Here is a 26,526-nt window from a genome sequence, read left to right on the forward strand (position 1 = left end):
TCATGGCAGCTTTTAAAGAAACGAAATTCCCGGCAGACGCCCCCGTCGCCGAAAAAGCGCTGGGCTGGGTCGATGACCGCTTTCCCCTGACCAAGCTGTGGAACGACCAATGGGGCAAGTACTACGCCCCGAAAAACTTCAATTTCTGGTACATCTTCGGCTCGCTGGCCATGCTGGTGCTGGTCTTGCAGATCGTCACCGGCATCTTCCTGACCATGCATTACAAACCGGATGCGGCCCTGGCCTTCAATTCCGTCGAGTACATCATGCGCGAAGTACCGTGGGGCTGGCTGGTGCGCTACATGCACTCGACGGGCGCCTCGGCCTTCTTCATCATCGTCTACCTGCACATGACGCGCGCCCTGCTGTACGGCTCCTACCGCAAGCCACGTGAGCTGATCTGGCTGTTCGGTTTCGCCATCTTCCTGTGCCTGATGGCCGAAGCGTTCTTCGGCTACCTGCTGCCATGGGGCCAGATGTCGTACTGGGGCGCCCAAGTGATCGTCAACCTGTTCGGCGCCATCCCATTCATCGGCCCTGACCTGTCGTTGTGGATCCGCGGCGACTACGTTGTGTCCGACGCGACCCTGAACCGCTTCTTCGCCTTCCACGTGATCGCCATCCCGCTGGTACTGCTGGGCTTGGTTGCAGCGCACTTGATCGCCCTGCATGAAGTCGGTTCGAGCAATCCGGACGGTATCGAAGTGAAGGAAAACCTGGGCGCCGATGGCCACCCGCTCGATTCGATTCCGTCGCATCCGTACTACACCGTGCATGACCTGTTCGGCGTATCGATCTTCCTCGTCATTTTCAGCGCCGTCGTGTTCTTCGCGCCGGAAATGGGCGGTTACTTCCTGGAATACAACAACTTCCTGCCCGGCGATTCGCTGAAGACCCCGCTGCACATCGCGCCAACCTGGTACTTCACGCCGTTCTACTCGGTGCTGCGTGCCACCACGGCCGACTTCATGTACGTGCTGATGGGTGTCGTGGCGGCCTACGTGGTGTTCATCTGGCTCAAGTCGCGCCTGTCGACGACCGTCAAGTCGGCAATCGCCGGCATCGCCATCGTCGCCATCATCGGCATGCTGCCGCAGGTGCTGGACGCGAAATTCTGGGGCGTGGTGTTCTTTGGCGGTTCCGTCGTGATCCTGGCCTTCCTGCCATGGCTCGACCATTCGCCCGTGAAATCGATCCGCTACCGTCCGAACTGGCACAAATATGTGTACGCCATCTTCGGCCTGTCGTTCCTGATCCTGGGCTACCTCGGCACCCAGGCGCCAACGGATACGAAAACCATCGTGTCGCAAGTGTGCACCCTGATTTACTTCAGCTTTTTCCTGCTGATGCCATGGTGGAGTGCAATGGGCAAGTTCAAGACCGTGCCGTCGCGTGTGACGTTTCACCCGCATTAAGCCGCTCTCACGCCACGCTCAAAGGACATACATCATATGAAGATTGCAAAAAAACTGCTCGCCATCCTGGCCTTCGTGCCTGCCATGGCTCTCGCCAGCGAAGGCGGCTTTCCGCTGGACAAGGCTCCTGACCGCCAGACCAACATGGCGGCGCTGCAGCATGGCGCCAAATTGTTCGTCAATTATTGTCTGAATTGCCACGCCGCCGTGTCGATGCGCTACAACCGCCTGCGCGACCTGGGCTTGACGGAAGACCAGATCAAGCAGAATCTGTTGTTCTCAGGCGATAAAGTCGGCGACTTGATGACGACTAGCCTGGCACCGCAGGACGCCAAGGCCTTCTTTGGCGTCGTACCGCCGGATTTGTCGGTAATTTCGCGCGCGAAATCATCTTCCGCTGGCACAGGCGGCGACTACCTGTATACTTACCTGCGTACGTTCTATAAAGACGACACTCGGCCGACCGGCTGGAACAACATGGTCTTGCCGAATGTTGCCATGCCGCATGTATTATGGGAATTGCAAGGTGTCCAGACTGCCAAGTTCGTGGAAGAGACGGATCCCCACGAGCCCAGCAAGAAGATCCACAAATTTGCCGGCTTCGAGCAGGTCAAGCCCGGCACGTTGAACAAGATCGAGTATGACAATGCGGTAGCCGACCTGGTCGGCTACATGGAGTGGATGGCCGAACCGGCACAGCAAACACGCAAACGCCTGGGCGTGTGGGTGCTGCTGTTCCTGTCGGTATTTGCTCTGCTGGCATGGCGCCTTAACGCGTCGTTCTGGAAGGAAGTCAAATAAGTGAGGCGCCGGCCATAGGCCGGTTTATGCCTGTTTCTGCGTTGTCCGCATGAGTGGACAAGCGACCTGGGGTGAGCCGTTCGCGGCTTCACCCCCTTTGTTTCTAAGGAACTATAAAAAATGATGGTTCTCTATTCGGGTACAACCTGCCCATTTTCGCAACGCTGCCGCCTGGTCCTGTTTGAAAAAGGCATGGACTTCGAAGTGCGCGACGTCGACCTGTTCAACAAGCCGGAAGATATTTCGACCATGAACCCGTATGGCCAGGTGCCTATCCTGGTCGAGCGCGAACTGATCCTGTATGAATCGAACATCATCAACGAGTACATCGATGAGCGCTTCCCGCATCCGCAACTGATGCCGGCCGATCCGCTGATGCGTGCCCGCGCGCGCCTGATGCTGTTCAATTTCGAAAAAGAACTGTTCGTGCACGTGCACGTGCTGGAAAGCGAACGCGCCAAGAGCAACGACAAGGCCCACGATAAGGCACGCGCGGAAATCCGCGACCGCCTGACGACCCTGGCGCCGCTGTTCCTGAAAAACAAGTACATGCTGGGCGACGAATTCTCGATGCTCGACGTGGCTGTCGCGCCGCTGCTGTGGCGCCTGGACCACTACGGCATCGAACTGTCGAAGACGGCCGCACCGCTGATGAAATACGCCGAACGCATCTTCTCGCGTCCTGCGTACATCGAAGCGCTGACGCCTTCCGAGAAAGTGATGCGTCGTTAAGATATTCCCGGCAAGCCACGCTTGCCGGGGTATCTGTGTCTTTTGAATTACCGGTGCGCCGCCTTGCGGGGGCGCTCCCGCCTCACAGTGCCTACCATGTCTGAAATCTCAACCAAACCCTATATGCTGCGCGCCATCTACGAATGGTGCACCGACAGCGGCTACACGCCTTATCTCGCGGTCAAAGTCGATTCGCGCACCACGGTACCGATGGAATACGTGAAAAAGGGCGAGATCGTGCTCAACATCAGCTTCGGCGCCACCAGCGGCCTGAAGATGGACAACGACGCCGTCCGCTTCCACGCCCGCTTTGGCGGTGTCTCGCGCGAAATCTACGTACCGGTCGACAATGTGATGGCCATCTACGCCAACGAAAACGGCCAGGGCATGGCCTTCGAGCCCGTGCTGGGCAACGATGACCCCGACGCGCAACCGACCGACAGCCCGGCCTCCGCCGACCTGCCGCCGCCAGCGCTGGCCCCGGTCTCCAGCGCCCCGACCCTGTCGTCCGTGCCGACCAGTTCCCCCGAACAACGCGACAACGCCACGCCCGGCGACGACGAGCCACCAAAAAAAGGCGGCCGCCCGACCCTGACACGCATTAAATAGCGTATAATTCGCAACGCACAGTTTTTGCCGACTTAGCTCATTTGGTAGAGCAGTTGATTTGTAATCATCAGGTGGCCAGTTCGAAACCGGCAGTCGGCACCAGAATTTTAGTAGGAAATCAAAGGGTTACCCGCTTCGGCTGGTAGCCCTTTTTTCTTTTCTACCCCTGATGAGGCACTGGCGGGGCAATTCACAGTGCCTCCAGTCGCACTTTTCTCCATGTCTCCTCGTCCTGAACAGCACAAGTGTTGCCAGAACATGGCTACGTTGACGCGGCGGATCCAGGAAAGCGAAAACCACCGAAGCGCCACGGCGCGCGTCCATGCGGAAAATGGCTGCCGGCAAGAAAGGGGGATTTTCATTTTTACCACATTCTTGCGATAGTTGCCATGAGGTGAAACTAGTTGACTTGACGCAATAGGCTGCACTGAGTTTAACTGTGTTTATTGCGGCATAGCTGAATCCAGGCTTCGTGCTCGCACGAAAACGTGGACTTTCCCTGTTCGATGCGTCCCTTTTCCATTTTGGAGTTGCCATGTTCCACACTTTGCGTGCGCGCCTTATCGGTATCGCCATTGCCATCGCCGCAGTGGCGCTGGTTCTCCTCTCGACGGTGACCTTCGTGAGCGTGCGTACCAATGTCCTCTCTTCCCTGGACAAGCAGATCAACGATGTCACGCGCCTGTATGCGCGTGAGCTGACCGAGTGGGTGCAGGACAAGCAGCGCATTGCGGGCGCATTGAAGGTAGCGGTGGCCCAGCCGGATCCGCAACCCGCACTCGATACGGCCCGGCAGGCCGGAGCATTGGATTCGGTGGGCTTTGCCTTGAGCGACAAGCGTGCTCACTACAGCGGATGGACGGTGCCACCGGACTTCGATGGCACGGCGCGCCCCTGGTACAAGCTGGCGGTGTCGACAGGTGGCCCTGCCATCACGTCCCCTTATGCCGATGCCGGTACCGGCGAACTGTACGTGAGCTTCGTGGAACCCGTTTTCGCGCAGGCTGGCGGTGCGCTCGCCGGCGTGGTCAGTGCTGACGCAAAGCTGACCTCGGTGGTCAGGAAAGTCAACGCCATCCACCCCACGGAAAAGAGTTTTGCCGTGCTCGTCGATGGCACGAACAACACCATTCTGGCGCATGCGCGCAAGGAATTGACGCTCAAGCCTGTCACCGACCTGGCAGCTGGCCTCGATGCCGCGCTGCTGGCGCGCCTGGTCGCGGGCAATGCGCATGCCGAAGTGATGATCGATGGCGCCCCGCAGATGGTGTACGCCGCCAAGGTCGAGGGGACGCCATGGATACTGCTGACGGCGGTTGACCGCGACCTCGCTACCGCATCGCTGAGGTCGATGCTGCGCGTGACGGTGGTGCTCACGGTGCTGTGCCTGCTGGCCGCCGGCGGTTTGATGTCGCTGTTCGTCAGCCGCCAGCTGCGCCGCATGATACTGGTGCGCGACGCGCTGGAAGACATTGCTTCGGGGGAGGGTGACCTGACGCGACGCATGGATACGTCCGGTCGCGACGAGCTGACGCACATTGCCAGCGCCTTCAACCGTTTCGCCGACAAGATCGCCACTGTCCTGCTACAAATCCGCGAAGCGTCCGATACGGTAAGGACAGCATCGGGCGAGATTGCCTCTGGTAACAATGACCTGTCCGTGCGCACCGAGTCGCAAGCCAGCGCGCTGGAAGAAACCTCAGCCGCCATGGAGCAACTGATGGCGACTGTCCAGCAGAACGCCGAAAACGCCATGCAGGCTGACCAGCTGGCCGCCAGCGCCACGCAGGTGGCCGGGCGTGGCGGCGAGGTGGTGCAACAGGTGGTGCAGACCATGGGCGACATCAATATTGCCTCGCGCAAAATCGTCGACATCATCAGCACCATCGACGGGATCGCCTTCCAGACCAATATCCTGGCGCTCAATGCCGCCGTTGAAGCGGCGCGGGCCGGAGAAATGGGCCGCGGTTTTGCTGTCGTGGCATCGGAAGTGCGCTTGCTCGCCGGCCGCTCGGCCGAAGCGGCCAAGGAAATCAAGGCGCTGATCGGCGATTCCGTGACGCAGGTCGACGCGGGCAGCCGCCTGGTGGAAAGTGCGGGCGTGACCATGAGCGAGGTGGTGGACAGCATTCGCCAACTGGCCGGTATCGTCAAGCAGATCAGCAGTGCCAGCCATGAACAAAGCAGTGGCATCACCGAAGTGGGGACGGCGGTGACGCAAATGGATGAAAACACCCAGCAGAATGCCGCATTGGTCGAGCAAGCCGCCGCCGCTGCGCAATCGCTGCAGCAGCAGGCCAGCGCGCTGGCCGAGGTGGTCGCAGGCTTCAAGCTGCCGCAGATGGACGGCAGTGCCTTGCCGTCGCGGGCGCCGCAGGCCGGGTCGCGCGATGCGCTGCGTCTGCACTAACAAGGGAGATTGACCATGTCTGCAAACCATCGTGGTGTCGTCCTGGCGGGAGCGTTGTTATTGCTGTGCAACGCCGTAACGGCCGAAGAGGTGGCCGGATCGCCCTGGACCGTCGGCGGCGCGATCCGCTTCAATTATGTTTACAAAAGCTGGCAGGACGACTATCGGAGCGGTTTCGTCGGCCTGGATACGGCGCGGCTGGACGTCAATTTTGACGATGGCACGCTGATCGGCTCGGCGCAATACCGTTACAACCGGTACCCGAAGGGGCAGGGCGGCTATTGGCAGCACTTCCTGCATCACGGCTGGGTCGGTGTGCGCCTGGCCGACAAGAGCACCTTGCAAGCGGGCCTGGTGAAAAATCCGTTCGGGCTGCAGCCGTTCGCGTCGAATAATTTTTACGAGTCGATGGCGTTCTACACCGGTTTCGAGGACAAGTACGATCTCGGCGTGACCTACGCCAGCCCACCCGGCCCCGTCGAGTGGCAGCTGGGCTTTTATCCGCGTGACGGGGGTTCCTATGGCGGCGGCGGCAATACGGCCGGGGCTTCGAACCGCTACTCGTATAATATCGTGCCCGATGATGACCAGCAGGGGTTTGCCACCGGCCAGCGCGACCACGAACGCAATACCTTCACGGGCCGCGTCGTGGCGCACATCGGCAGTTCGGGCCAGCATGAAGTGGGCTTGTCCGCCTTGACCGGCACGATACGTAACGACACCCGCAGCGAAGGGCGCGATACGCGGCGCAATGCGGTGGCGCTGCACTACCGGGGCGGCATGGGACCCTGGAATGTCATGCTGGAAGCCTTGCGCTACAGCTATGGCACCAGCCATGGCGTGACCCAGACCTACGGCGGGCTCGACCCGAACAGCTTCGTCATCCTGGGCGCATTCGGTTATCCCTACCCGGTGGCGGCCAAGGGCGATATCTATATCGCCAACCTCAGCTACGACATCCCTGGCACGCTGGGCCCGCTGGGCGGATTCAAGCTGTATAACGACTACAGCATCCTGCGCAAACGTGTCGGCAACTACAAAAGTTCGGTGCAGAACGTTAGCGGACTGAGTTTTTCATCCGGGAAATGGGTGTTCTACGCCGACTTCATGTTAGGCAAGCATCACCCGTATCTGTCGCCGGACGCAGGGGGGCTGGCGTCGACCTCGCTCCGGCACGATGGCTACACGCGCAGGATCAATTTACAGGCGGGGTATTATTTCTGAGCGGGCAATCTTGCTGACGTCGCCAATGGTTCATGGCCATTTGCATTGCTGCACCGCGCAATGACGTCTGCCGCATTTAGGCGCACTATGGGCACTTGCTGGCGAAGAACAAACTCCGATGTCTGGCTTTCCTACCTGGGGAAACATCATGTCCGCACATACTTACAAGCTCATCGAACTGGTGGGCACATCGACCGAGAGCAGCGATCAGGCAATACGCGATGCCATTGCCAAGGCGGCGCTGACGGTCAAGCATATGGACTGGTATGAAGTGACCGAGTCGCGCGGCCATATCGTCGATGGCAAGGTGGCGCACTTCCAGGTCACGCTGAAGGTCGGCTTCCGGCTCGAATAGGGTAAGGCGGCAACTCACCGCCGCCCGACCACTGCCCGGCTCTCCAGCCACTCGCGGCCGCCGGCCTCCAGCGCGGCCTCGATCACCTTTTCCGGCAAGCTATACACGGTCGCCCAGCTGGCGCGGCCATCCTGCGTATTCGCGGGGAAACTGTGCGTCTCGATGGGCCAGTGGTATTTGCGTTTCAGCGCTTTGACGATGGCGGCCAGCGAGACGCGGCCTTGCAGCGGTTCGGCACCGGACTGGTCGCGGTTCGACAGCAGCACGGCCAGGACCTGGCCGCGGCCCGTGCGTGCGCCGGGGAAAGTGGGAGTTTTGTTTGCCATGGCCTATTTTACCGGGCGTGGCGCGATGTGCCGCACCTTTGATCTGGCGCAAGCGCCGCACCCGCTTTGCGGCCACGATGGGTATTTCGCCAGGCGTGCCGGCGCCCCTCCGGCAGCCTGGGCCACTCATCACGGGGCACAGGAGCCTATCATGCACAGCCTGAACATCCATGCCATGCAATGGCAACCCGTTGCCGATATTTCCGCCGTCGATCCGCTGCTGCCCGCGGATCTGGCCTGCTTTCGCGAATTGCGCGACGTGCTGCAGCGCTACGGCGCACTCGACCGCTTCGGCATTTCCCTGATCCACCGCCATTTCGACATCGCCGACGACGAGGAGCTGATGGAATACACAGATGTAGAGCAGCGCACCTTGACGGTCAAACCTGTCAAGAAAAGCGACATCGACTGGCAGCACACGACCATTACCAACTGGAAATTGACGGAAGGTGAGGAAGTGGCGCGCATCGGTTGCGGTTGCGCAAGCAATTCGGGTGGCCACCTGGGCTATCACCGCGGTACCTGAGGCGGGCCGACGCTGCCCGCCAAGCGGCGTCGGCCTTTCTTACACTTCGCCCTATCCAGCTCAGTCCGCTTTGCGCAAGTAGTTGATTCAATTTACTTTTTTTGTGTGGCACGCAAGCTGCTTATCCCAGTCTACGAGATGAATCCAGGCAAGTCACTCTGGATTCTTTGTCCCCCGGATTTTCCGCGACTGACCACGATAAGAGGCTGCGATGAACGTCGATCACACACGAAGCAAGACCCTGGGCTGGCTGGGCGCACTGGCGGCGGCAAGCCTGCTGGCCAGCGGCCAGGCGCAGGCCGGCGCGTACGGCCTGGCCGTCAATGAGTTGAACAATTTCCGGATCACCACCAGTGCCGGCAGCTTGTCGCTGGCCGGCGCCAACCGCAATGCCAGCGACAGCGCGTTTTTCGAAGGCGGCGTGGCCGTCAATCCGCGCGCCGTCAATACGGGGCCGGCCGCCAACGCCGACGTGCTGCAAGTGTGTTCGGGTGGCGGCTGCAGCGGCTTGCCGCAAAACCACTATGCACCCAGTCCCAGCTCCACCCTGGAATTCGCGCGCGGCGATGCGCACGCCTTCGGCAATATGCTCAATGGCGGCGCCAGCGTGCAAGCCGTGGCGGAAGCACAGCGCAACACGGTCGGCGCCGCCACGGCCACGGCCGGCGACACGCTCACCGGCTCCGTCAACCTGACCCTGTCGAGCGCCGGCTTCATCACCTTCAGCTTCATGGGACGGCGCGACTTGCGCACCAGCGTGACGACCATGGGCGACAAGTCGAACGTGTCGATCATGGATATCTTCAATATCTCGTGCAATGCCGCCAGCCCCGCCGGCTGCCTGTCGAACGCGAACGCCGATGGCGTGATCTTCCAGTTCGCGCCCGATGGCGACGCCAACAATGGCAGCGATATCAACGGCAACCATGGCGCCGGCAGCCTCGACCCGTTCAGCCTGAACATGACGGCCGGCACCAACGACCCCGCCACCGGGCGCGCCTTCACGAACGGCCTTTCGATGTTTTCCCTGACCTCGAATTTCGCCCTGCCCGCCGGCAGCTACACCTTGAACTTTGCCAAGTCCACACGCACCGACATCGTCGTCATCGATCCCCTGGCCGTGCCGGAACCGGGCAGCCTGTTCCTGCTGGGTCTGGGGCTGGCCGCCCTGGCGTTCACGCGCCGCCGCCAGCCGGAATAGACACCGGCAGAGGCGTTTTACCCCAGCCGAGCCAGTGCCTGGCGCGCCAGCTGCAACTGCTGCAGATAATAGCGGTGCAGCATGGCGGGGTCACTCAGGTCGCGCCCGAGTACCAGGCGCAGCTCGCTGGCCGGGCAGTCGGCGGCCTGGGTCTGCACCTGCGGTCCAAGCTGGCGGGCCAGCTGGCGCGCCAGCTGTTCTTGCGCGGGCCGGTATTCGACGCGCGTGCGCGCCACCTGGAAGCTGGTTTCATTGGTCAGGCGCACCACCTGCACAGGAGCGCCAGCCAGGCTGCGCGCCAGCGCGGCAGCCATGCCAGGCACACCGTTGCCGTTCACAATTTCCAGGCGCGGCTGCGGCGCGGGCGCCGCCGGCATGGGCCGCTCGGGCACTGCGGCGGGTACGCTGCGCACCGCTGCCGGTATGCGCTGCAAGCGGGCCATGCCATCGCTCTGCGTGATCTCCACGCGCGCCATGGCCGGCGCCTCCGGCACCGGCACGGGCACAGGCTGCGGTGCCGCCGCGCCGCGCACGAGCGCCAGGTCGCGCCGCAAGTCGTGTTCCCGCAAGCTGACCGCCTGGCGCCGCATGAGGGCGGCGCGCTCGTGCTGTCCCAGCCGTTCGAGTACCTGCGCCAGGTGCTGCCAGGCCAGCGCATTGAGCGGATCGAGCAGACACGCCTGTTCCAGCGCGGGCAACGCTTGCGCATCGCGCCCGCTCAGAGAATAGGCATGGCCGAGATTGCTGAACAGATAGGCCTGCTGCGGCCGCGCCATGTCCGCTTCCTGCGTCAAGGCCAGCCAATGGGCGAGCGCGGCGGCGTGCTCGCCCCGCTGCGCATGCAGCACGGCCAGGCCGTTGCGCGCATTCACGTGGCGCGGCGCATGGCGCAGTGCTTGCTCATAGGCCGCTTGCGCGGCGGGCAGGTCGCCCTGCTCGAAATGCTGGCGCCCCGCCACATAGGCGGCATCGGCGTCAGGCCACGCCGGCACCGGCGCATGCGCCAGTTGCGTGGTACAGGCGGCCAGGCCAAGGCAGGCACAGGCGGCGGCCAGGCGGGAGAGCGTCAAGCGCATGGTGACTCCTTTCAGCGGCTGGCCATGGCCGGCACGAGCACGCGATAGACTTCGATCACGGCCGGCCCCATGAGCACCAGCATCAGGGTGGGAAAGACGCAAAATATCAGCGGGAACAGCAGTTTCAGGGCGATCTTCGCCGCCGCCTCCTCGGCCAGCAGACTGCGCTTGCCGCGCAGGTTTTCCGAATGCACGCGCAGCGAATCGCCCATGCTGGTGCCGAAGCGTTCCGATTGGATCAGCATGGCGACGAGGGTATCGACATCTTCCACGCCGCTGCGCAAGGCCAGGTTGCGCAATGCCTTTTCCTTGGAAAAGCCGGCGCGCATTTCCATCAGTACCAGTTGCAATTCCTGCGCCAGCACCATGCTTTTGATGTGGATCTCGCCCGATACCTTGACCAGCGCACGCTCCAGGCTCAGGCCCGCTTCCACGCAGACGGTCAGCAAGTCGAGCGCATCGGGGATATTTTCAAAGATGTCGCGCTGGCGCCGCTTGGCCGTGCTGGCCAGCACCAGGTTCGGCAGGTAATAGCCGACGGTAGCGCTGACGCATAGCAGCAACAGCAGCACGCTGCGCATCTGCGCCGCCATGGCGCTGGCCGCGTACAGCCCCAGCACGGTGGGAAACAGCAGGGCCAAAACGCTTTTCGCCGCAAAGTACAGGGCCGGCGCGCTCGCTTGCCGCCAGCCCGCATTCATGAAACGCGTGCGCAGCGGCGAGCGCTCCCAGCCCTCTTCCGGCAGCGACAGCTTGCTGAACGGCTGCGCCACGCGCGCCACGCGCTCCACCCAGCCAGAGTCGGCCACCGCGTCGCTGGCCGCCGGCGCCGTGGCGCCGAACAGGCGCTGGCGCAAGGTGCCGGGAATGAAGATCAGCCACGCCAGCAGGGCCAGCGCCACTACCACGACGAAGACAATCCCGAGAAACAGCAGTTGCGAAGTGCTCATGCCACCCCCTGTTGTTATATCCTGATACGTATCACATTGCGCATCCAGACCACGCCCAGCGCCACCATGCCGGCCGCGTACCACAGCAATTTGATGCCGCTGGGATCGGTCCACAGCAGGCGGATGTATTGCGGGTTGACCAGCGCCATGACGCCGATCATCACCACCGGCATCAGTCCCAGCACCCAGGCCGACATGCGCCCCTCGGCCGACAGCACGCGCACCTGCCCCAGCAGTTTCAAACGGGCGCGGATGATGCACGCGATGCTGACCAGCACTTCGGCCAGGTTCCCCCCCGATTCGCGCTGCACCAGCACGGCGATGACGAGGTAGCGCAAGTCCGTCAGCGGAATGCGCGCGGCCAGGTTTTGCAGCGCCTCGTTCATCGGCACGCCGTAATTGATCTCTTCGTGCGCCATCTTGAATTCGCCGCTGATCGGCTCATTGAGTTCGTCGCCCACCATTTGCAGCACGTTGGAAAACGAGTGACCGGCGCGCAGCGCGCGGGCCAGGAAATCGGCCGCTTCCGGCAGTTGCGCCTCGATCTTTTTCAGCCGCGCCGCGCGCGCGCGCAGCACCAACAGGCACGGTCCGCTCACGGCACTGACCAGCAGCAGCAAGGCGCCAGGCAAGGGCATGGACCAGGCCGCCAGCAGCAGCAAGGCCGCCAGCAACAGGGCACCCGTGACGCCGATGAATTGCGCCACCGACCAGGACAAGCCCGATTGCAGCAGCAAGTGGTCGAGCCGCGCCGCCTGCGGCACGCGCCGCAGCAAACGCTCGAGGCCAGGCGCACGCGCATAGCGGCGTTGCTTGAGGATGGAGATCCGCTCCCCACCCGCCTCGCCGAGCGCCGCCATCAGCCGCAAGCGCCGGTTGATGCGCCGCGCCGCGCTGCCATGCGTGCCCGACCACCACAGCCAGGCGCCTTCCACCATCAGGATGCAGGCGGCAAACAGCAGCACGGCAAAGCCGTAGAACACCAGGTCCATGCTGCCTCCTATTCGTAGATGCGGTCCGGATCAAAAACACTATCGGGTACCGGCGCGCCGAACATGCGCAGGCGCTCCGTGAAACGCGGCCGCACGCCCGTGGCGCAGAAGTGGCCCTGCACCTTGCCCTCGGCATCGACGCCCGTCTGCTCGAAGCGGAAGATTTCATGCATGGCGATGATGTCGCCTTCCATGCCCGTCACCTCCTGCAGGCTGACCAGCTTGCGCGCGCCGTCCGTCAGGCGCGACACTTGCATCACTACCGTCACGGCCGAACAGATCTGCTGGCGCGTGGCGCGTGGCGTCAGGTTCACGCTGGCCATGCCGACCATGTTTTCCAGCCGCGCCAGCGCATCGCGCGCCGTATTCGAGTGGATGGTCGCCAGCGAACCCTCATGGCCCGTGTTCATCGCCTGCAGCATGTCGAGCGCCTCGGCGCCGCGCACCTCGCCCAGGATGATGCGGTCGGGGCGCATGCGCAGCGCATTGCGCACCAGCGCGCGCTGGCTCACTTCGCCCTTGCCCTCGATATTCGGCGGTCGCGTTTCCAGGCGTACCACGTGCGGCTGGCGCAGCGCCAGTTCGGCCGCATCCTCGATGGTGACGATGCGCTCGCTGCCGGGAATGAAGCCAGACAGCACGTTGAGCAAGGTCGTCTTGCCACTGCCCGTGCCGCCCGAGATCAGGATGTTCACCTTGGCCTGCCCCAGCGCCTGCAGCACCTGCACCATGGGCGGCGTCAGGCTCTTGTAGTCGAGCAGGTTGGCTATGGTCAGGGGCTGCACGGCAAAGCGCCGGATCGACAATATCGGGCCATCGACGGCCAGCGGCGGGATGATGGCGTTCACGCGCGAACCGTCCGGCAGGCGCGCATCGACCATCGGGCTCGATTCATCGACGCGCCGTCCCACACGCGAGACGATCTTTTCGATGATCTTCATCAGGTGCGCATTGTCGTGGAACGTCACGTCCGTCAACTGCAGCCGCCCGCCCCGCTCGACATACACCTTGTCGCAGGTATTGACGAGGATGTCGGACACGCTGGCGTCGGCCAGCAAGGGTTCGAGCGGGCCAAAGCCCAGCATCTCGTGCTGGATATCGAGCACCAGGCTATGCCGCTCATGCTGGTTCAGCACGATGCGCTCTTCCTCGATGACGCGCTGTACCAGCAGCGCCAGTTCGTGCTTGAACTGCTCCGCCGTCAGGCGCTTTAACCGTTCCAGGTCGATACGGTCGAGTATCGTCTGGTGCATGGTTTTTTTGAGTTCCTGGTAGGCGTGCAGCGCCAGCGCCCCTTGCCCATTCGTGGCGGGGCGCACCATTTCATTCGCCGCCAGGCGTTCGCGTAAAGTCATCTCGGCTCCCATGATGGCTCCCGGCGGGAGCCTTGACATCCATCCCTGTCCTAGGCCTCGCTGCGGCTGAACAACCGGTCGAACAAGCCGCGGCTTTCCGTCACGCGGCGCGCCGTCACCAGCTCCACCAGCTCGGCCAGGCTGCGCGCCACGGCGCTGGTGCGCGACAGCTGCAGCAGCGGGATGCCCTGGTTGACGGAGTCCGTGGCGGCGATGTAATCGTTGGGCACCGTGTGCACCACTTCGGCGCCCAGCGCCTGCTCCAGGTCCGCCAGGCGCAGGCGCCCGCCCTTTTCATAGCGATTGACGATCAGGCGCAGGCGCTCGCCCGGATAGCCGAGCGAGCGGAAGATGTCGAGCAGACGGCGCCCGTCGCGGATGTCGGGCAAGGCCAGCTGCAGCACCGGATAGATGGCGTCGGCATTGTCGAGCGCGCGCAGCGACAGCGCATCGATCTGGCGCCCCACGTCGAGCACGATGTAGTCGTAATGCTGGCGCGCCACGGCCAGGATGCGGTCCATGTGCTCGGGCTGCATGTCGACCTTGTGCGCGGGGTCGTCGGCCGCCGCCAGCACGCCGAAGTTCGGCGTCACGTGCACCAGGCAAGAGGCGAGAAAGGCGCCATCCATGCGCGCGATCTGCGCGCAGATATCGGACAACGTCATGGCCGGCTTCTGGTCCGAGACGTACAAAGTGGCGTCGCCGAACTGACCGTGCAGATCGATCAGCAGCACCTTGCAGCCGGCCAGGCTGGCCAGCGCGTAGGAAAAATTCGTCGACAGAAAGGTGGCGCCGCTGCCGCCCTTGCACGAAATGAAGGCGAGCACCTTGCCGTCGCGCATCTGCGTCACGCCGGCCTGGATATCGACCCGGTCCATCGCCTCGTGAAAGGCCTTGTGTACCAGCGGCAGCTGCAGCACTTCGCGCATGCCGGCGCGCATGGCGCGGATCAGCACATCCTGCTGCTGGCCGCGCGTGAGCAGCATCAGCACGGCCAGCGGATACTGGCGCGCCAGCCGTTCCAGCAAGTCCGCCTCCTCGGCGTCAAGGCCGCTGGCGTCGACGATCACCAGCTCGGGCGCTTCGGGCAGCATGCGCTCGACGGCGTCGCGCAGGCCGCTGCGCCGTTCCAGCAGCCGCAGCACGGGCATGCGGGCCGCGCCTTGCGCGGCGATTTCTTCATGCAAGCTGGCGTCGCGGCTAATCATCAAGGCTTTCATCGCACTTCCTCACTTCTTTCAGGTCAACACAGTCGGCTGCCACCGTCTGACAGCGCTCAGGGACAGAAATTCGGGTTATCCGGATAGCCCAGCGACTCGGCCACCGCCATGGTGCTCCCGCTGGGCAAACGCACGGCCCCCGCGCCGGAGGGAAACATCATCCCCAGCAGGGGCAGGACGGGCCGGTATGGCACGCGCTCGCAGCGCGCGCCATCGCCCGGCACGCACAGGCGCGCGCGCACGAAGCGGATGCAGCTGGCGCCATGCGGATCGTCCAGGCAATTGATACGGTTGCGTTGCGGACAGCCCGGCATCACCGTCACCGGCACTGCCGCCAGCGCGGCGCCGCCGGCGGCCTGCGACAGATAATCGATGCGCACATACGCATCGCTGATGCCGCCACCGAGCGGCAGCGCGCCCGGCGTGGTGCGCAGCACGGCGTGCGCGCGCACGGCCTGCAGCGCGCCGGCATTGCTGAAATCGGTGACGGCGGCGGCGCGCGCGGCGCGCCGGGTAATTTCATGCACCATATTCCACACGTACACGGCGCGCGCCAGTTCCAGCATGGCGAACAGGAACAGAAAGAACAGCAGCGCCAGCATGGCGAATTCGACGGCGAACACGCCGCCCTGGCGCCGGCGCCCCGTGTGCAGGTCAATTTTCATAGCGCAAGGTCGCGTTGGCACGCAACGGTATCGGCGCCATCTGCGGCAGCCATCCCAATGTCAGGTCGGGCAAGATGCCGATGGGCATGTCGACACCGACCTTGAGACGCACCTGCAGCGGCTTGCTGGGAAAGTTACCGCAGGCATAGGCATCGTCGTTATAGATGCATTCCAGGTTGACCTTGGCGACATCCATGTCCGGCCAGGTTTCCAGCATCGCATCGAGCACCATCTGCCTGGCGAACGCGGCGCCCTGCGCCGCCGCGGTGGCGTTGGTCATCTGCGGCAGCGGCAAGGTGGCCATGTAGCGCGCCGCATCATGCACGCTTTTTTGCATGGCGGTATAGGCCAGCAGCGCACGGCCGAACAGCAGCACCACGGGCAGCAAGCCCATGAAAAACAGCAGGATCAGCGCCAGTTCGATGGCGGCCACGCCGTCCTGGTGGCGCGGCTTGCGGCATGGTTTTCGGCATGGCGCCTTCATTGCAGCAGCTCCGCCGGGCCTGCAAGCGCCTGCTCCGGCACCACGCCGGCAAATTCGGCGCTGAGCATGGCACTGCTGGCCGGCGCCGTCATGAAAAAGCGGCCGACGGCCAGCACATTGGCCAGCACATCGCTGCCGGCCGGCAAGGGACACGCCAGCAAGGCGATGTTGAGCACGCGCCGCTGCGCCACGCCCGTGTTGCCCACGGGCGGCGTCTGGAATGCCCCCCACAGGTAGGGCGTGCCGCTGGCGGGATAAAAACTGTTGCTGGCGGGCGCGCTGGGCAAGCCTGGATACAGGCTGCTCCAGGCGCTGTTGGGAAAGGCGACAAAATCGCCGGGTGGCTTCGGGTTGGCATACTGCACCGCCTTGGCGAACGACCACAAGGGACCATAGCTGGCAGCGGAAATGGAGGCAGGCACCCCGGCGGCGGCCGGCGGCAAGTCGGCCACGGACAGCAGGGGAGTGCCGCCGCTGGAGGCGGCGCTGGAAGCGGACGGCATGTTCATCCACCAGTTCGCCGCCGCGTTGGGAAAGACGCGGATATTCACGTCGGGCGGCGCCGTCAGCGGATGGCAGCCGCTGCCCGCATACTGATTGAAGCGCGCGTTAAATGCCGGCCACAAGCCGGTGGGAAACGGACGGTGCGCATGAATGGCCGCGTTACCGATGGCCGTGTGCAGCATGCTGCCGCTGCAGATGAACGGCGTCACAGCGGTGTTGCTCACTTGCGCCGACGGGCCGATCGCGCCCAGCGGACCGAGCGGGTTGAGCACGAAGTGCTCGGGCGCGGCCCCATGCGGATTAAGCTGGAACAGGTTATAGGCGACGCCGCGGCGAAAGCCGTATTCCAGCGCCTCCTTGCGTTCGGGCGGGCCTGCATTCGTGCGCAGGCCAAGCGGCGCCGACGACAGAGCGCAAATGGCCAGCGGCGCCAGGCGCAGGCTGGCGCGGCCCGCCACGGCGCGCGCGCCCGTGTCGAGCGTGCGCAGCGCCGGCGACCAGGCGCCCAGAAAGGCCGTCGCCACCTTGCCCAGCGACGGCGTGTTGTCGCGCGTATCGACGCGCACGAACAGGGCGGTGGCCGGATCGGCCACCGCCGCCGCCACCTGCCACGCACTGGCCGGCGCGTCAAAGGCGCTGGCAAAGCGGATGCTCTCGTCGGACAGGATGGCGCCCTGTGTGCGGCGCCGATATGCGCTCTGCCCGGCGGCGCTGAGCTTGGCTTTTTGCACGGCATTGGCCAGGCCGGCCGCCGTGCCCACCAGCTCCGGCACCGCCGCCAGCGCCGCGTTGTCGACCAGGTTCTGCAATTCCGTCTTGCGGCCGATGACCTGCCCCACATCGAGTGCCAGGCCGATAAAGCCCAGCACCACAATGAGCAGGATGGAAAAGGCGATCAGCATCGCCCCGCGCTGGCGCTGGCGTCTATTTGCCATTGCCGCCTCCCAGCATGAATTGCACCGGCTGCGGCGCCTGGCCGTTCGGTTCGGCAAACGAGGCGCGGTAGCGCTGCATGACGGCGTGCGCGCTGGGGCCATCGAGGCCATCGGCCGGCGTGCGATTGCCGGCGCTGGCCGGATCGCGCACCTGCTGCGCCATGGCCAGGCGCACGGCGTCGCCGAAGCGCCGGTCCAGCTGCGGCGTGCTGCCGTGCGTGCAGGCGGCCAGCTGCAGCGCCAGCAGCAGCGCCGCCAGGCGCCGCAGCGACATCAAAAGCGAGTTCGGCATGGCATCTCTCCCCGTCTCATTTCAGCTCGAAACCGTTGGCCGCGCGCAGTGGAGACACGGGCGGCGGCACGGACGGCGGCGCCAGCGTACCTTCCATCTTGCCGCCCAACATCAAGTCCGTGCGCGAAGGGGGCGCCAGCTGGGCCGTCGGCAGTACGGCGTCCGCCGGCAACGGTTTGACCAGGTGTGCGGTAATGACGAACAGCAATTCCGTGCGGTCATGCTGGAAATCCGTGCTGCGAAACAGCGCGCCGAGGATAGGCACTTCGCTGAGCCAGGGCACGCCCGTGATATTGCTCACCTGGTTGTTCTTGATCAAGCCGCCGATGGCGTAGCTCTGGCCGTCGTACAGCTGTACCGTGGTCGACGCGCGCCGCGTCGTGATGACGGGCAAAATAGAACGTCCGCTGACGCCGGCGGCGGAAATGCCCACCCCCTCGCGCGACAGTTCCGACACTTCCGGCGCCACCTTCAAATTGATGCGCCCGCCCGACAGCACGGTGGGCGTGAAGCGCAGGCCGACGCCATACTCGCGTTCTTCCAGCGTGATCTTGTTGTTGTCCTGGCCGACGGGAATGAAGATCTTGCCGCCCGCCAGAAAACTGCCCTCCTGCCCGCTGATCGCCATCACCGTCGGCTCGGCCAGGATACGCACCAGGCCATCCTGTTTCTGCGCCTCGATGGTCAGCTGCTGGCCGTTCGACTTGCGCACGTCGAGCAAGCCATTGGCCGTGCCGCTGAGGAAATTCGACAGCAAGGTGGTAGCCCAGCTGCCGGATGCAAAACGCAGGGTGGCGCCCACTTCCAGCCGTTCCAGCAGCGACTTCGACACTTCGGCGATCTGCACGGCCAGCATCACTTGCTGCGGCGCACTGACGTCGAGCATGTTGATGACGCGGCTGTTCGCACCACCCGTGCCGCCAGCGGATGCCGTGGCCGCCGCCGGCATGGCGGCGCCATCGGCGGGCTTGGGCAGCGCCAGCGGCGATGTTGCACGACGCACATAGGCGTGTGCCAGCTCGACGGCGCGCAGCACGGCGCCCGCATCCTGCACCGTGCCCGACAGCACCAGGGTATCGGCCACGGCCGTCACGCGGATGGCTTTTTCTTCCGGCATCAGGGCCGCCAGGGTCGCTTGCAAGCCGGCCGGGTCCATGCTGACGCTGACGTTCACCACGCTGCACACGCCGCTCTTGCCCTGGATGATCATATTCGTGCTGCCCACATCGACGCCGACCACATATAAAGTGTCGGGCGCCACCAGCATGGCTTGCAGCACGGCCGGATTGCCGACACTGCGGGCCAGCACCGCCTCGGGCAGGCGCAGCATGCTCGACTTGCCCACCTGCAGCTGCAAGTTGCCCGGTGTCGCCGCTTCGCCGCCGCAGCGCGGGCCAGGATCGGCCGCCGCGCCGGCAAGCGGCAACAGCAGGCAGCACAGTGTCAGCAGGGCGCGGTTCATGAGCGTGTCCATGGTTGGCTAAAAACATTCGCGCGACTGGCGCGTCCCGTCGATGACGCCGCTGCACTGGCGCGCCGCTTCCGGCGCTGCCTTCGCCACGCGCACCGGACGCGGTGCCACGGCAAGCACGGGCACGGCGGCAGGCGCGGGTTCGGCTTCAAGCGGCCCGCCCAGCAAGGTCAGCTTGGTGGCGCCCGCCGTCACGCCCGGCTGCGGGTCGACCTGGTTGCGCAGCACCAGCGACAGGCTGCCCACGCTGCGCGCCAGGTCCAGGTTTTCGGCCTGTTCCGGCGTCACTTCCAGGGTCACTGCATTGACCACGCGCGGCTTGGTCTCGTCGCGCCCCACTTCCTGCGCCACGGCCAGCACCAGGATGCGTTCGAGCACGATCTTCGAAATGTTGCGGCTTTGCGGAAACGCGCGGTCGCCAGCATCTTGCTGGGTACTCACGATGATGTCGACATAGTTGCCCGGCAAGGCGAAGCCGGCCACGCCGATCACGTCGTTGACGCGCACGGTGATGGCACGCCGCCCTTCCGTGATCAGGGCCGACAGACCGCCCAGGGTGCCCACCGGCGCCAGCTTGGCTTCGCTCAGCGGTTCGCCGCGCAGCACGCTGGTTTTCAGCACCCGTCCCGCCAGTGGCGCCGGGTCTTGCAGCGCGCCCTGCGGCAAGCTTTCCGCCGGCCACTCGGCCAGGCGCAGCATCTCGGGCGTCAGGCGCTGGCCCAGGTTGACATCGCTGGCGGCGACGACGATCTTGCCCTTGCCGGCCGGCGTCTGGCGCAGCAGCCAGTGCGAGGCCAGCAACACGGCCAGCAGGCCCAGCACCACAGCCAGACCCATCATCAGAAGGGCGCGCCGGTTCTTCATGCGATACGCTCGCACAGGCTGGCGGCCGGCATGTCGCAGCTGGCAAACAGGCTGCTCCAGGCCTGGTCCAGGGCGGCCACCGTCAGGCGCGCTTCACAGCCGGCAAAGCCGGCAAAGTCGCCTATGCGCGCCAGCAATTCACCAGGATAGCTGGCCAGCAAGGGCCGTCCCTGCGCGCCATGCAGCTGCAGCAGGTGATTCAGGGCCAGCTCGTCGATGGCCATGCCGGCCAGACGGCATTGCTGGCGGAACAGGGCGCGATAGGCGCTCTCGGCCAGCGGTCCCACCTGCACCTTGTAGCCGATGCGGCGCAGCAAAGCAGGATCGAACAGCTCGCCCGGCGGCACGTTCGTGGCCAGCACCAGGGCATTGTCGAACGGCACGCTGATCTGCACGCCGCCGGGCAGGCCCAGCTGGTCGCTGCCGCGTGCCAGCGGCTGCATCAGCCGCGTCAGCAGTTCTTGCGCGCCCAGGCGCTGGCAACCCAGGTCGTCAAGGATCAGCATGCCGTTGTTCGCCCGCACATGCGGTGGCGCCTGGTAACAGCCGCCGCTGGCGTCATGGCGCAGCTCCAGCATGCCCGCGTCGAGCTCGGCGCCCACGTGAATCACGGGACGCTGGCACAACACCCAGCGAATATCCGTGCTGCGCCGCTCCAGCGCCTGGCGCGCATGGCTGACATGCTGCGGCGCGGGCGGCAGGTGCTGCGCCGGATCGTACAATTGAATGATGTCCTGGCCGACGACGATGGCGTAGGGCACGGCGACGAGACCGTGCAGCAATTGGCCCAGTTGCAGCGCCAGGGTCGACTTGCCGCTGCCGGGCGGACCGTACAGCAGCAGCGAGCGCCCCGAATGCAGGGCAGCACCCACCACGTCGAGCATGCCCGGCCCCGCATGGGCGCTGCCCAGCACGGCGGCCAGGTCGTCGCTGCCGACGCGCTGTTCCTGTACCAGCCACGACTGGCGCGCCACCATGGCGCGGTACGCTTCCAGGGTGACGGGGGCGGCGCCGATATACGCACAGCGCTCAAGGAAGGCGCTGGCGCGCTGCTTGCCGGCGCCCGTCAGCTGATACTGCACGTCGATCTCGGATTCGCCGCGCCAGGCCACTTCGGCCATCTGCTCGGCCACCATGAAATCGAGCACTTCGCGCAAGACATTGATCGACAGGCGCAAGCGCGTCGTCATGGCGGACAGGTGCGTCTTGCCGCTCACAAACATCAGCTTGGCGATCAGTTCAACCACCAGCGGCCGCTCCAAGCCCGTTTCGCGCAAGCTCTTCGGCTGCGGCGGCAAGGGCGGCATCAGGTTCGCGTCGGCAGGGCGCGGCGTACTCTCGGTGCTCATGGAATAGTCGACCTCGGTCATCCTGTGTCTCCAAGCCGGTTAAGACTGCATTGAACAGAATTCATTCTAGCCAGCGGGGACTGGCGCCCATTGATTCAGAGCAATAAATAACAATCAGAAATAATGTCGCCCTTGCACTGCCAGGCAACCCAGGGCAATGGCCAGTCCGTACGGCATGTTGCCCACGCTGGCGGCGCTGCCCAGTGCGGCGGGTGCCAGGGGTATGCCGGCCATGCGCGCGATCATCGGCCACAGCAACTGGCGCAGATTGCCCAGGCAGGCGCGCCACTTGCCCTGGTACGTGATCATCAGCACGGCCATCAGGCCGCCCAGCGCAAAGGTGGCGAAACAGATCTGCAGCACGGGCCATGGGCCGGCAAAGGCGCCCACCATGGCGATCAACTTGACGTCGCCGGCGGCCATGCCGCGCAGCACATATAAAGGAAGAAACAGGAAGAAACCCGTCGCCATGCCGCCCAGCCACAACGACGGCACGCTTTGCGGCCACAGCCACATGTGCAAGGCCAGTGCGGCGAGGATGCCGGACAACACCAGACCATTCGGTATCTTGCGGCGGATCAAATCACTGACGGCGGCCCCCGTCACAAAACACAACAACAGCAGGTCACACAAGGCAGTAGCAGGCATGGCATACCTCCTGAAAAAAAACCCGCCACCGGCCGGCCAGCGGCGGGCACCCGCTTAGGGCGTCAACACCAGGTTCTTCGAAATGTCGGTGAGGACGTTCAGCAGGCCGTCCTTGATCAGCAAGAAACCGGCCGCGATGGCCGTCGCCATCAAGGCCGCAATCAAGCCGTACTCGATTGCCGTAATGCCATCCTCATCTTGGACAAATTGCTGTACTGCCGACAGGAAGGTATGCATGACAAGCTCCCAAAAGTGAATCACAAGTCCCTGGCGCAATCGGGTGTGAAACATTGCCCATTCCTGCTAATATGTTTCCTGCCGTAAATTTCTGCGCCATTGCATTGACTATAAAGCGTCCATAATTTGGCAAATTGACGCGCCACAAGTTTCCATATGGAAATTATCAAACCTTGTTGAAACGACGGCGGACGCAAACAATTGTTGCGATCAGGATTGAAAGTCTGCGTCAAGGCAAGTTTTTTGCAACGCAGCGCATGAATCTCATGTATTTACATGAAATATTGCATACGTTAATTGCCTATTAGGCAAAAAGACATTATCCTGCTTAGCTCTTCTTTGGAACGGCCTCTCGCCCTGCGGTAAAGAGCGTCATGCCACCAAATAAATCTTGGCTTCTTGTAGACGGACGCGAACATGCTCTTGCTTGATGCAATGCTGCGATGACGACACTTGTGTGACTACTTTCCAGAGAACGACAATGGATTCCCTACTGAAACACATGGTGGACATGACCGGGCACCGCGACCACACGATGCTCGACATCTCCGTGATCTCGGCGGTTCAGGAGCTCGCTGCCGCGTCGCAAACCCGTGTACTGGCACTGACCAGCGTGCGTGGCCAGGTGTTCGTGCGGTCGCGGGCCATCATCGTGGCAGGCAGCGTGGCCCGCATGGAAGAGCATAACGACCCTACCCTGCCAGGCGAACCGCTGTCCGACTACCCGGCCCTGGCCACCTGCATCAAGCGCCATGAAGCGAGCGCCGACACCCTGTGCGCCGACGGCCGCCACCTGCTGTGGCTGCCCATCTGGATCGGCGACCAGGTCACCACCTGCCTGGAAATCACCAACCCCACGCCCTACACGGGCGCCACCATCCAGGTGATCGGCGGCATCGTCAGCGTGTACCGCAATTTCCAGAACCTGCTCGACTACAGCGAACGCGATTCGCTCACCGGCTTATTGAATCGCAAGACCTTCGACGACCAGCTGGCGAAAATCCTGCACAGCCGCGGCGAACCGGAAGCGGACAAGCCGCTTGCCATCGATGAAGAGCGGCGCCACCATACGGACACGGAACGGCAATGGCTGGCCGTGATCGATGTCGATCATTTCAAATTGGTTAACGATAAGTTTGGCCACCTGTATGGCGATGAGGTGCTGATCCTGATCGCCAACCAGCTGCAATCGTCGTTCCGCTCGCAAGACCGCATCTTCCGCTTCGGCGGCGAGGAATTCGTCGTGCTGCTGCGCTCGATCACCCTGGAAAATGCGCAGAAGATCATCGACCGCTTCCGCACCAATGTCGAAACGCACGACTTCCCGCAAGTGGGCAGAGTCACCGTCAGCGTGGGCTTCGTCAGCATCAACGCCTACGAGGCGCCCGTCATCATCCTCGGCCGCGCCGACCAGGCCCTGTACTACGCGAAAAGCCATGGCCGCAACCTCGCTTGCCACTATGACGAGCTGGTCGCCAAGGGTCTGTTAACTACCATCGCCTCGAACGATACGGCGGAGTTCTTCTAGGCATCCGCCAGCGATAAAAAGCGCATGGGATCGACCTGCCACTTGGCAGCGGACTCATGGCCGACGATCTTGTCGCCGCCGCCGAAGCCGAAGCCGCGCGACAGGTCGACTGTCTCGGGCTTGATGTAGGCATTGCTCTTCGTACTGAAAAACACATTCACCTTCGGCGCCAGCAGATTGCTCTCGTGCGCTTCGATGACGACGGCCAGGCGGCCCGATTCCAGCATGACCATGGTCCCCACCGGATAGATCCCCACGCAACGCATGAAATCCTGCGCGAACACGGGGTTGAAATGGAATTTGCTCCACTCATAAATCTTGCGCAAGGCTTCGGCGGCGGCAACGCCCTTGTGATAGCTGCGGTCGGACGTCAGCGCGTCATACACGTCGACGATGGCGGCCATCTGCGCCAGCTCGCTGATGGCGTCACCGGCCAGCTGGTCCGGGTAGCCGCTGCCGTCGCGCCGCTCATGGTGGTGCAAGGCGATGTCGAGGGGAATGGCGCCCAGCTCGGGCGAGCGGCACAGGATGTCGTAGCCATCGCGCGGATGGCGCTTGATCAGGGCAAATTCTTCCGGCGTCAGGGGGCCGGGTTTGTTCAGCACGCTATCGGGCACCAGCGCCTTGCCTGTGTCGTGCAGCAAGCCGCCCAGGCCGGCCTGGTGCGTGGTGGCGCCATCGACGCCCCGCGAGCGGCAAAACGCCACCAGCAGCGCGCACACGCTGACGGAGTGCAGGAAGGTGTAGTCGTCCTTGTTCTTGATGCGCAACAAACCGACGAGGGCGCCGGGATTGCGCAGAATCGATTCGGTAATATCTTGCACCGTGTGCTGCACGCGATCGATCTCGACGGCCTTGCCCAGGCGTACATCGGCCATCACCGTGCGCACCAGGCTCGATGCCTGCCGCCGCACCTGCGTGGCGCGCGCCAGTTCCATGCCCAGCGACACGCGCGTGACCACCTGCGGCGCCGCCGCGGCGATCTGCACCAGTTCGCGTTCCGTCTCGGCCCGCGCCTGCGCCACGGTAGGCGCATCCTGCACATCGAGGCCCTTGCCGCTGTCGATCACCACGTCGTGGATGCCGGCTTGCACGATCTTGCGGATTTCATCGTCGCTGCGCAACAGGAAACGGTTGCGCACGAACGGATGGGTCATCCAGTCACAGCTGAGGTCGTGGACATACATGCCCACTTTTAATTGAGACGAATCAACTTTCTTGAGCATGCTGTCATCCCACAAGTACGCGTCTGGAGCACCGAAGGCGCTAGAATGAGTATAACAAAATTGTTATTCTGCTGGCCGCGTTCGGCGCTGCGGCGCAACACCTTGTTTTTTCCGATCACCGCCCCCTCAACGCACCGCTCTTGGGACCCATGGAACTGCGCCAATTACGTTACTTTGTTGCCATCGTTGACCACGGCTCGCTGTCGCGCGCGGCCCTGGTCCTGCATGTGGCGCAGCCGGCCCTGACGCAGCAGCTGCGCCAGCTGGAAGAAGAACTGGGGGTACAGCTGCTGCACCGCTCGGCCCAGGGCGTGCTCAGCACGGACGCGGGCAAGGTATTTTACGAACACGCGCAAGCGATCCTGAAACAGGTGGCCGACGCCCGCTCGGCCGTCACGCAGAGCGCCACGCGCCCGTCCGGCAATGTCACCCTGGGCTTGCCGCACAGCATCTCCGGCGCGCTGGCCCTGCCCCTGCTGCTGGCCGCGCGCGAACGCTACCCCGAGATCACTCTGCAACTGACGGAAGAAATCACGGGCAACCTCAATGAACAGCTCAGATCGGGCCGCATCAACCTGGCCGTGCTCTTCGACGATGGCCAACTCACGCCGTTTGCCTGCAGCCCCCTGGTGGAAGAAGAAATGCGTTTTATCTGCCGCAGCGATTCGCCGTTCGCACCCGCCGGCCATGCCGTGTCGTTCCCGCAAGCATTGAGCGCCACCCTGATCTTGCCGGGCTTGCAGCATGGCGTGCGCCCGCGCATCGACAGCCGCGCGCGCGAACTGGGCCTGGAGACGGCGAACGTGATCGAGATCAACTCGATCGCCATCCTGAAATCGGCCATCCTGGCCGGCATGGGCGCCACCATCTTGCCGGCCGCGCCCCTGCTGGCCGAACTCGACAGCGGCGCCATGCGCAGCTATGCCATCCACAGCCCCGTACTGTCGCGCACGGTGGCCCTGTGTGCGTCGAAAAACATTCCCCTGACGAATGCGGGCAATGCCGTGAAAAACCTCGTGCTGCAAGTGGCCGCCGAGCTGTGCGGCAGCGGGCGCTGGGTAGGGGCGCACGTGCTCTCGCCCATGGCATAAGTATTTCTTATACCCCCATCGTCAAAGCGTATTTGCCCCT

The 26,526-nt window shown here is 63.8% G+C and carries 27 protein-coding genes and 1 tRNA gene; 12 read left to right on the top strand and 16 right to left on the bottom strand.

Annotation, left to right across the window (positions count from 1 at the left end; translation table 11 throughout):
* Positions 1-2 precede the first annotated feature (2 nt).
* The 8 genes from CLU93_RS10485 (at position 3) to CLU93_RS10520 (ending at position 7,546) form a co-directional block, all read left to right on the top strand.
* Positions 3-1,415: a cytochrome b gene (locus CLU93_RS10485; RefSeq protein WP_099761012.1), complete on the top strand. Its 1,413-nt coding sequence runs from the start codon at positions 3-5 to the stop codon at positions 1,413-1,415.
* 36 nt (positions 1,416-1,451) lie between these two features.
* The gene (locus CLU93_RS10490; protein ID WP_099761013.1) at positions 1,452-2,216 is read left to right on the top strand and encodes a cytochrome c1; all 765 of its coding nucleotides are present in this window, start codon (positions 1,452-1,454) and stop codon (positions 2,214-2,216) included.
* Positions 2,217-2,336: 120 nt separating this feature from the next.
* Positions 2,337-2,948, top strand: coding sequence for a glutathione S-transferase N-terminal domain-containing protein (locus tag CLU93_RS10495; protein WP_010394154.1), 612 nt, complete (start codon positions 2,337-2,339; stop codon positions 2,946-2,948).
* Positions 2,949-3,044: 96 nt separating this feature from the next.
* A complete protein-coding gene (locus CLU93_RS10500; protein ID WP_071079859.1) occupies positions 3,045-3,557 on the top strand; it encodes a ClpXP protease specificity-enhancing factor in 513 nt (170 codons plus the stop codon).
* Between the two features lie 26 nt (positions 3,558-3,583).
* Positions 3,584-3,659 (top strand) — tRNA-Thr (locus CLU93_RS10505).
* Between the two features lie 433 nt (positions 3,660-4,092).
* Positions 4,093-5,967 (top strand): methyl-accepting chemotaxis protein, encoded by a 1,875-nt coding sequence (locus tag CLU93_RS10510; RefSeq protein WP_099761014.1) that lies wholly within the window; start codon positions 4,093-4,095, stop codon positions 5,965-5,967.
* Positions 5,968-5,982: 15 nt separating this feature from the next.
* Complete coding sequence (locus tag CLU93_RS10515; RefSeq protein ID WP_243420095.1) at positions 5,983-7,191, top strand: hypothetical protein; 1,209 nt, start codon at positions 5,983-5,985, stop codon at positions 7,189-7,191.
* Between the two features lie 148 nt (positions 7,192-7,339).
* On the top strand, positions 7,340-7,546 hold the full coding sequence (locus CLU93_RS10520; RefSeq protein WP_034753599.1) for a dodecin: 207 nt from the start codon (positions 7,340-7,342) through the stop codon (positions 7,544-7,546).
* A 14-nt stretch (positions 7,547-7,560) separates the two neighbouring features.
* Here the strand turns inward: CLU93_RS10520 and CLU93_RS10525 are convergent, their stop codons facing one another.
* Positions 7,561-7,872, bottom strand: a complete 312-nt coding sequence (locus tag CLU93_RS10525) for a hypothetical protein (RefSeq protein WP_099761015.1) — start codon at positions 7,870-7,872, stop codon at positions 7,561-7,563.
* Between the two features lie 151 nt (positions 7,873-8,023).
* Between CLU93_RS10525 and CLU93_RS10530 the strand changes: the two genes are divergently transcribed.
* Positions 8,024-8,398 (top strand): hypothetical protein, encoded by a 375-nt coding sequence (locus CLU93_RS10530; protein ID WP_071079861.1) that lies wholly within the window; start codon positions 8,024-8,026, stop codon positions 8,396-8,398.
* Between the two features lie 211 nt (positions 8,399-8,609).
* A complete protein-coding gene (locus tag CLU93_RS10535; RefSeq protein WP_099761016.1) occupies positions 8,610-9,599 on the top strand; it encodes an EDSAP-1 family PEP-CTERM protein in 990 nt (329 codons plus the stop codon).
* Positions 9,600-9,616: 17 nt separating this feature from the next.
* Here the strand turns inward: CLU93_RS10535 and CLU93_RS10540 are convergent, their stop codons facing one another.
* The 14 genes from CLU93_RS10540 to CLU93_RS10600 form a co-directional block, all read right to left on the bottom strand.
* Entirely contained in the window at positions 9,617-10,675 is a 1,059-nt protein-coding gene (locus CLU93_RS10540; protein WP_099761017.1) for a LytR C-terminal domain-containing protein, read from the bottom strand.
* A gap of 11 nt (positions 10,676-10,686) precedes the next feature.
* Positions 10,687-11,625: a type II secretion system F family protein gene (locus CLU93_RS10545; RefSeq protein WP_099761018.1), complete on the bottom strand. Its 939-nt coding sequence runs from the start codon at positions 11,623-11,625 to the stop codon at positions 10,687-10,689.
* Between the two features lie 14 nt (positions 11,626-11,639).
* A complete protein-coding gene (locus CLU93_RS10550; RefSeq protein ID WP_099761019.1) occupies positions 11,640-12,617 on the bottom strand; it encodes a type II secretion system F family protein in 978 nt (325 codons plus the stop codon).
* Between the two features lie 8 nt (positions 12,618-12,625).
* Positions 12,626-13,972, bottom strand: a complete 1,347-nt coding sequence (locus CLU93_RS10555; RefSeq protein WP_099764332.1) for a CpaF family protein — start codon at positions 13,970-13,972, stop codon at positions 12,626-12,628.
* Between the two features lie 50 nt (positions 13,973-14,022).
* A complete protein-coding gene (locus tag CLU93_RS10560; protein WP_099761020.1) occupies positions 14,023-15,192 on the bottom strand; it encodes an AAA family ATPase in 1,170 nt (389 codons plus the stop codon).
* 56 nt (positions 15,193-15,248) lie between these two features.
* A complete protein-coding gene (locus CLU93_RS10565) occupies positions 15,249-15,857 on the bottom strand; it encodes a TadE/TadG family type IV pilus assembly protein (RefSeq protein ID WP_099761021.1) in 609 nt (202 codons plus the stop codon).
* Positions 15,847-16,341 carry a TadE/TadG family type IV pilus assembly protein gene (locus CLU93_RS10570; protein ID WP_099761022.1) on the bottom strand — a complete coding sequence of 165 codons (495 nt, stop codon included), beginning with the start codon at positions 16,339-16,341 and terminating at the stop codon, positions 15,847-15,849. The genes CLU93_RS10565 and CLU93_RS10570 overlap by 11 nt, the downstream gene beginning before the upstream one ends.
* On the bottom strand, positions 16,338-17,780 hold the full coding sequence (locus tag CLU93_RS10575) for a Tad domain-containing protein (protein ID WP_165829245.1): 1,443 nt from the start codon (positions 17,778-17,780) through the stop codon (positions 16,338-16,340). The genes CLU93_RS10570 and CLU93_RS10575 overlap by 4 nt, the downstream gene beginning before the upstream one ends.
* Positions 17,770-18,072, bottom strand: coding sequence for a hypothetical protein (locus tag CLU93_RS28195; protein ID WP_157750882.1), 303 nt, complete (start codon positions 18,070-18,072; stop codon positions 17,770-17,772). Before CLU93_RS28195 ends, CLU93_RS10575 begins: the two co-directional genes overlap by 11 nt.
* A gap of 16 nt (positions 18,073-18,088) precedes the next feature.
* A complete protein-coding gene (locus CLU93_RS10580; protein WP_099761024.1) occupies positions 18,089-19,534 on the bottom strand; it encodes a type II and III secretion system protein family protein in 1,446 nt (481 codons plus the stop codon).
* Positions 19,535-19,552: 18 nt separating this feature from the next.
* Entirely contained in the window at positions 19,553-20,407 is an 855-nt protein-coding gene (gene cpaB / locus CLU93_RS10585) for a Flp pilus assembly protein CpaB (protein WP_099761025.1), read from the bottom strand.
* Positions 20,404-21,777 (bottom strand): ATP-binding protein, encoded by a 1,374-nt coding sequence (locus tag CLU93_RS10590; RefSeq protein WP_099761026.1) that lies wholly within the window; start codon positions 21,775-21,777, stop codon positions 20,404-20,406. The genes cpaB and CLU93_RS10590 overlap by 4 nt, the downstream gene beginning before the upstream one ends.
* A gap of 93 nt (positions 21,778-21,870) precedes the next feature.
* A complete protein-coding gene (locus CLU93_RS10595; protein WP_099761027.1) occupies positions 21,871-22,404 on the bottom strand; it encodes an A24 family peptidase in 534 nt (177 codons plus the stop codon).
* 54 nt (positions 22,405-22,458) lie between these two features.
* Positions 22,459-22,641, bottom strand: coding sequence for a Flp family type IVb pilin (locus CLU93_RS10600; RefSeq protein ID WP_099761028.1), 183 nt, complete (start codon positions 22,639-22,641; stop codon positions 22,459-22,461).
* A gap of 481 nt (positions 22,642-23,122) precedes the next feature.
* Between CLU93_RS10600 and CLU93_RS10605 the strand changes: the two genes are divergently transcribed.
* Positions 23,123-24,169, top strand: a complete 1,047-nt coding sequence (locus CLU93_RS10605) for a GGDEF domain-containing protein (protein ID WP_099761029.1) — start codon at positions 23,123-23,125, stop codon at positions 24,167-24,169.
* Here the strand turns inward: CLU93_RS10605 and CLU93_RS10610 are convergent.
* Positions 24,166-25,395, bottom strand: coding sequence for an HD-GYP domain-containing protein (locus CLU93_RS10610; RefSeq protein ID WP_099761030.1), 1,230 nt, complete (start codon positions 25,393-25,395; stop codon positions 24,166-24,168). The genes CLU93_RS10605 and CLU93_RS10610 overlap by 4 nt on opposite strands.
* Positions 25,396-25,544: 149 nt before the next feature.
* Between CLU93_RS10610 and CLU93_RS10615 the strand changes: the two genes are divergently transcribed.
* The gene (locus CLU93_RS10615; protein ID WP_099761031.1) at positions 25,545-26,486 is read left to right on the top strand and encodes a LysR substrate-binding domain-containing protein; all 942 of its coding nucleotides are present in this window, start codon (positions 25,545-25,547) and stop codon (positions 26,484-26,486) included.
* Positions 26,487-26,526 lie beyond the last annotated feature (40 nt).

Origin of the sequence: Janthinobacterium sp. 35 (assembly GCF_002754575.1) — a bacterium.
GTDB lineage: Bacteria > Pseudomonadota > Gammaproteobacteria > Burkholderiales > Burkholderiaceae_D > Janthinobacterium > Janthinobacterium tructae.